The sequence below is a fragment of the Streptomyces sp. MnatMP-M17 genome (assembly GCF_900091995.1).
GTDB lineage: Bacteria > Actinomycetota > Actinomycetes > Streptomycetales > Streptomycetaceae > Streptomyces.
This window is the reverse complement of sequence record NZ_FMDK01000546.1, coordinates 1-4765: the sequence shown is the minus strand read 5'-3', so window position 1 is coordinate 4765 and position 4765 is coordinate 1. Positions and strand designations below refer to the sequence as shown.

Below are 4765 nucleotides of genomic sequence, written 5' to 3'. Positions count from 1 at the left end.
CTGCCCTGCCGCTTCAGCCGCTCCGCGGCCTCCCGTCCGGTGCGCCCCGCCGGCTCCACCTCGGCCAGCTCGTCCAGCGGGCCCAGCATCCAGCCATCGCCGCTGTGCACCTGTCGCGGTGTCGCCGGATCGAACAGCGCGAAGAGGCGCTCGGAGATCTGCTCGGGCTCCGCACCGCCGAACAGCGCCAGATCGGTGAGTTCGTGTCCGCCGCTGTGCAGCGCGTCCTCGTCCAGCACCACCGTGTCGACCTGGCCGAGCCGGCGCAGCGCGCTCCGGTCCATGGCCACGACACCGCGCCGGGCCAGGAATCTGCCGAGGCTGGTCGCGAAGCCCTCCCGTCCGGCGCCCGGCGCCTTCGGTACGGAGGACAGCGCGACGGCCAGGGCGCGTCGGGGACCGGCGTACGGCAGGGCCGCGGCGCCGGCCAGCACGCTGAACGCCATGGTCCGCTCCGCGTAGCGGGCGGTGACGTCCTGGCGCGTGGGGCCCGGCCGTTCCACCACGATCGGGTCGGCCGCCGCGTGACCGGGACCGCGCACCAGGCGCTCCTCCGCCCTGGTCCACGCCTTGCGGTGCGCGTCGGCCTCCTGCCACTGCGCCACGCGCTGGACCACGTCCAGTACGAGCCCTTCACCGCGCGTGGCCACGCCCTGCGCGAGAGCGCTGAGGACGGGCAGCAGCGACTCGGCCTGTTCCTGACCGGTCAGCCCCTTCGTGGTCCACTTCCGCAGCCGCGGATGATGCTGTACGGCCGTGGCCAGCGCACCGACCTCGGCCGGCAACTGCGTCCACGGCGACAGGCTCGTCACGGCGGTGAGCAGCAGTCCCACGGTGTCGGCGGCCAGCGCCGGGAGCGACTGCCGCCGGCGCGGCGCCTCGGACGGGTGGTGCGGCTCGGGGCTCCATTCGTCGAACTCGTCCGGCTCGGCCGCCGGCGCGGCGGTGTGCTCCTCGGCGTGGGCGACGATCCGGATCAGCTCGTGCTCGGGCGGCGGCGTTGAGGCCAGCGAAACGACCACCCGCTCGGACGGCGCGTTCACCCGCGCCCACAGCACGCCCGGATGCTCCTCAAGGGCGCGCTCGACAGACCGGGCGACCCATGTCCCTCGCGGCCCGTGCACGCCTCGGACCTCGATATGGGAACGGTTCTCCCGTGACCACACATCGCGCCGGTCCAGACCCACCAGCGCACCGGCCGCGACCGCCGTACCGCGTACACAGGCGGCCAGCGCACCCGCCACGCCACCGGCCATCACCGCCGGCGAGGGAAGCTCCGGCAGGCGCACCTCTGACAGCAACGGCATCGGCACCAACCTCCCGGTTTGGAATCCGCTTCGACCCGAACCCGCCTTATCGTGACCCGGCCATCGCCCGCCCGCTCGCCGGGCGAGCCATACGGCTCAGGCGCGGCTCGGCCCAGGTAACTCGGCCTCGGCTCCGGCGCGCATGCCCTTGGCCTCCACGGGTATACTTTGTGCTTATAAGGTATGAATGCGCCTATTCCTATCGAAGTGTGGATGTGAGAATCATGACCACGCCCACCGCAACGGAGAAGCGCACGCGCACGGGAACCACGAAGGCATCGCGCGCCGCCGCGAGAACGAAGAAGTCCGCGAGGCAGACGGACAGGGCGCCTGCCGCGTCGCGGAAGAACCGCAAGGGCAAGACGAGCGCGAAGAGCCATGGCACGCGCACCTTCACCGTCACCGTTCCCTCCCTCCCCTCCCTCGACGAGGTCACCGACGACGCGGCCAAAGCGGCGAAGGTTCCCGTAAAGGTGGCCCGCGAAGTGCTGCCCGCCAAGGGCGGATTGCCTCTCTACGTGGGCCTCGGCGCCATGGGCGCCGTAGGTGTCCTCGAATGGCCCGTCGCGGTGGGCATCGGCATCGGTTACGCCGTCCTCCGCGGCAGGAACGGCCCTCTCAGCCCGGCCACCTCCTCGAAGTGACCGCCCGCGGGAGGTCATGTCCCGGGCGGCAGGGCATGGCTGGCATGGCGGAATCCGCCGTTGCTCTTGTGCCATGGCCGCAGCAGGATGACCTTCATGGGGAACCTGGGGGAGCTGTCGCCGTACGAAGCCCGGGACGCGGCCGGCTTTGTCGAGTCGATGCAGCAGCTCAAGGAGCGTTCGGGGCTGACGTATCGCCAACTGGAGGAGCGGGCCGCCCGAAGCGGTGATGTGCTGGCGCGCAGCACACTGGCCGACATCCTGCGACGTACGAGCCTGCCGCGACCCGACGTGCTGGCCGCGTTTGTTCGCGCCTGCGGAGACGGGCAGCGGGTCGGCGCCTGGCTGGACGCGAGGGAACGGATCGCCGCGGGTACGGCCTTGCCTGCCGGCGCGCCGGACCCCGGGGCCGAGCCCGGGCCCGAGGCCTCGGCCGAGGCCGGAGCCCAGCCGGACGCCGAGTCCGAGACACAACCGCGGACCGAACCATCCACGGTCTCGCGGCCACGCCGGCCCAAGGGCCGTACGGTCGCGCTCGCGGCCTCGCTCATGGTCCTGCCGCTCGCCCTGGTCGCCTGGGCATTACTCCCGGACAACTCCGCCGATCCGGGCGCGCCGACTGCTCCTGCCACCGCTTCCCGGACTCCCGCCGACGGCTGGGTCACCATCCGTCCCGCCCGTACGCCCGACCTCTGCCTGACCGACGGACGCGACCGCGACGGCGCGTACGCCAGCGCCGTCGCCGTCCAACTCCCATGCGCCCAGGCCACCGTGCCGCGCACCTACCTGGAACCGGTCGGCGAAGGCCTGTACCGCATCCAGTGGCACCATCCTCAGGAGGGAAGAGGATGTCTGACGGTCATGAGCACCGGTCCGGTCAAGGGCATGCTGGAGCCCCGGGACGACTGCGCCCGGGCCACGCTATTCCTTCTGCAACCCACAGCCGCCGACAGCACCGGGAGTTTCCTCCTCCGTCCCGCCAACAGCAGCCGCTGCACCGGCATCGCCGACGACGACACCGCCGAGGGAGCCGAGGCGACCGAAGAACGCTGCACCGGCGCGGCCGACCAGCGGTTCCTCATCCGGGCAGGCTGACCGCCCTCACCACGGACGGACCGGACGCCTGGACGTCAGGCTTCCGTAAGGCGGTCCGGCCTTCTCGGAGCGGTGGGAGTGCACTGGGATTGGCGCATGACCACTCCAGCCCGGCTCCCCCGCTTCCGGGGAACACTGCACGATCCGCGAACAGCCACGGTGGTGGGACGGCTTCTGGGCATCGCCGTTCTTCTCTGCTTCCTCACCGGGTTGATCTCCCACTACCTCCAGGAACCGCCGGCACTGTTCTCCGGGCATCTGCCGACACGCCCTGTCTCCGGGTACCGCGTCACCCAAGGCCTCCACATCATCAGCGGAATCGCGGCCGTTCCGCTGCTGCTGGTCAAGCTCTGGACGGTCTACCCGCAACTCTTCCAGTGGCCGCCGGTGCGCTCCGTGGCACACGCCCTGGAGCGGCTCTCCATCGCCGTCCTGGTGGCGGGCACACTGCTGGAGTTGTTCATCGGGCTGCTCAACACCGTTCAGTGGTATCCGTGGCCGTTCAGTTTCCGCCAGGTCCACTGGGCCCTGGCATGGGTGATCACCGGCTCGCTGCTGATCCATCTCGGTGTCAAGGCGCCCACGATCGCCCAGCACTGGCGGCGCCACGCCCGTACGGCGCCCGACGCGGACGCGGACGCGGACCGGCGGGCGTTGATGTGGGGACTGGCCGCGGCGGTGGGCGCCGTAACACTCGTCACCGCCGGTCAGAGTGTGACACCGCTGAAGGATCTGGCGCTGCTCTCGCCTCGCGATCCCGATGCGGGGCCTCAGGGCCTGCCGGTCAACCGCACCGCTCACGCTGCCGGGATCAGCCGTGCCGCGATGCGGAACTGGAGGCTGTACGTGGGTGGTCCGCGGCCGTACGAGCTGACGCTCCGTCAATTGTGTGCGATGCCACAGCACTCCGTGGAACTGCCCATCGCGTGTGTGGAGGGCTGGTCGAAATCGGCGCACTGGGAGGGCGTGCGCATCAGGGATCTGCTGGCCCGTGCCGGTGTCGAGGACGGAGCGCGTCTGCGCATCGTGTCTCTGGAGACCCGGGGAGGATACGGCATCACAGAGATGGACAGCGCCTACACCCGCGACGGACTGACACTCCTCGCCCTGCGCCTCAACGGCCAGGTCCTCTCCCCCGACCACGGATATCCGGCACGTGTCATCGCGCCCGACCGGCCGGGTGTGCTGCAGACCAAGTGGGTCACGCGGCTGGAGGTACTGGCATGAAGATGCTCCTGATCCGTACCGTGCTCTGCTCCGTCGGCCTCGCCGTGATCACCTTCGGCCTCCACGAGTTCTACGACCGGGCCCGGCCGGACCTCGGTGTCATTCTCGGCGTGGCCCTGTGGCTCGCGGGCGGTGTGGTCCTGCACGACGGTCTCCTCGTCCCCGCCGTGATGGCAGTGGGGCTGCTCATCCACCGCTCGCCACTGCGTCCGGTGCTGCGAGGCGGTCTGCTGACCGTATGCTGTCTGACTCTGATCGCTCTGCCTGCGCTGCTGAGGCCCGGACCGCGTGCCAATCCCACGGTCCTTCCGTCCAACTACCCGCTCAACTGGGCCATGGCGGTCTGCGTCGCCCTTCTCGGCACGGCATGCGTCGCGTACGCCACCCGGCGCCGGCGCGGGCAACGGTCAGGCTGACACCGTCTTGCGCACCGGCTCGCTTTCAGGGCTCCGGCCCGCCGCCGCCCGCCGCCGTCGTACGGCCCATCCGGCC

The 4765-nt window shown here is 70.9% G+C and carries 4 protein-coding genes and 1 pseudogene; 4 read left to right on the top strand and 1 reads right to left on the bottom strand.

Annotated elements, in window-relative coordinates:
- Positions 1–1307, bottom strand: a pseudogene (locus tag GA0115259_RS23840) (haloacid dehalogenase); the annotation flags it as partial.
- Between the two features lie 224 nt (positions 1308–1531).
- Between GA0115259_RS23840 and GA0115259_RS23835 the strand changes: the two are divergent.
- The 4 genes from GA0115259_RS23835 (at position 1532) to GA0115259_RS23820 (ending at position 4689) form a co-directional block, all read left to right on the top strand.
- Positions 1532–1951, top strand: a complete 420-nt coding sequence (locus GA0115259_RS23835; protein ID WP_093600839.1) for a hypothetical protein — start codon at positions 1532–1534, stop codon at positions 1949–1951.
- A gap of 96 nt (positions 1952–2047) precedes the next feature.
- Positions 2048–3046: a helix-turn-helix domain-containing protein gene (locus GA0115259_RS23830; protein WP_237540454.1), complete on the top strand. Its 999-nt coding sequence runs from the start codon at positions 2048–2050 to the stop codon at positions 3044–3046.
- Positions 3047–3142: 96 nt separating this feature from the next.
- A complete protein-coding gene (locus GA0115259_RS23825) occupies positions 3143–4273 on the top strand; it encodes a molybdopterin-dependent oxidoreductase (protein WP_093600835.1) in 1131 nt (376 codons plus the stop codon).
- Complete coding sequence (locus tag GA0115259_RS23820) at positions 4270–4689, top strand: hypothetical protein (RefSeq protein ID WP_093600833.1); 420 nt, start codon at positions 4270–4272, stop codon at positions 4687–4689. Before GA0115259_RS23825 ends, GA0115259_RS23820 begins: the two co-directional genes overlap by 4 nt.
- The last annotated feature ends 76 nt before the right edge of the window (positions 4690–4765 follow it).

Bases quoted from the DNA above. Each gene is read 5' to 3' on its own strand.
- GA0115259_RS23835 (WP_093600839.1), top strand. From the start codon at position 1,532: ATGACCACGCCCACCGCAACGGAGAAGCGCACGCGCACGGGAACCACG.
- GA0115259_RS23830 (WP_237540454.1), top strand. From the start codon at position 2,048: ATGGGGAACCTGGGGGAGCTGTCGCCGTACGAAGCCCGGGACGCGGCC.
- GA0115259_RS23825 (WP_093600835.1), top strand. From the start codon at position 3,143: ATGACCACTCCAGCCCGGCTCCCCCGCTTCCGGGGAACACTGCACGAT.
- GA0115259_RS23820 (WP_093600833.1), top strand. From the start codon at position 4,270: ATGAAGATGCTCCTGATCCGTACCGTGCTCTGCTCCGTCGGCCTCGCC.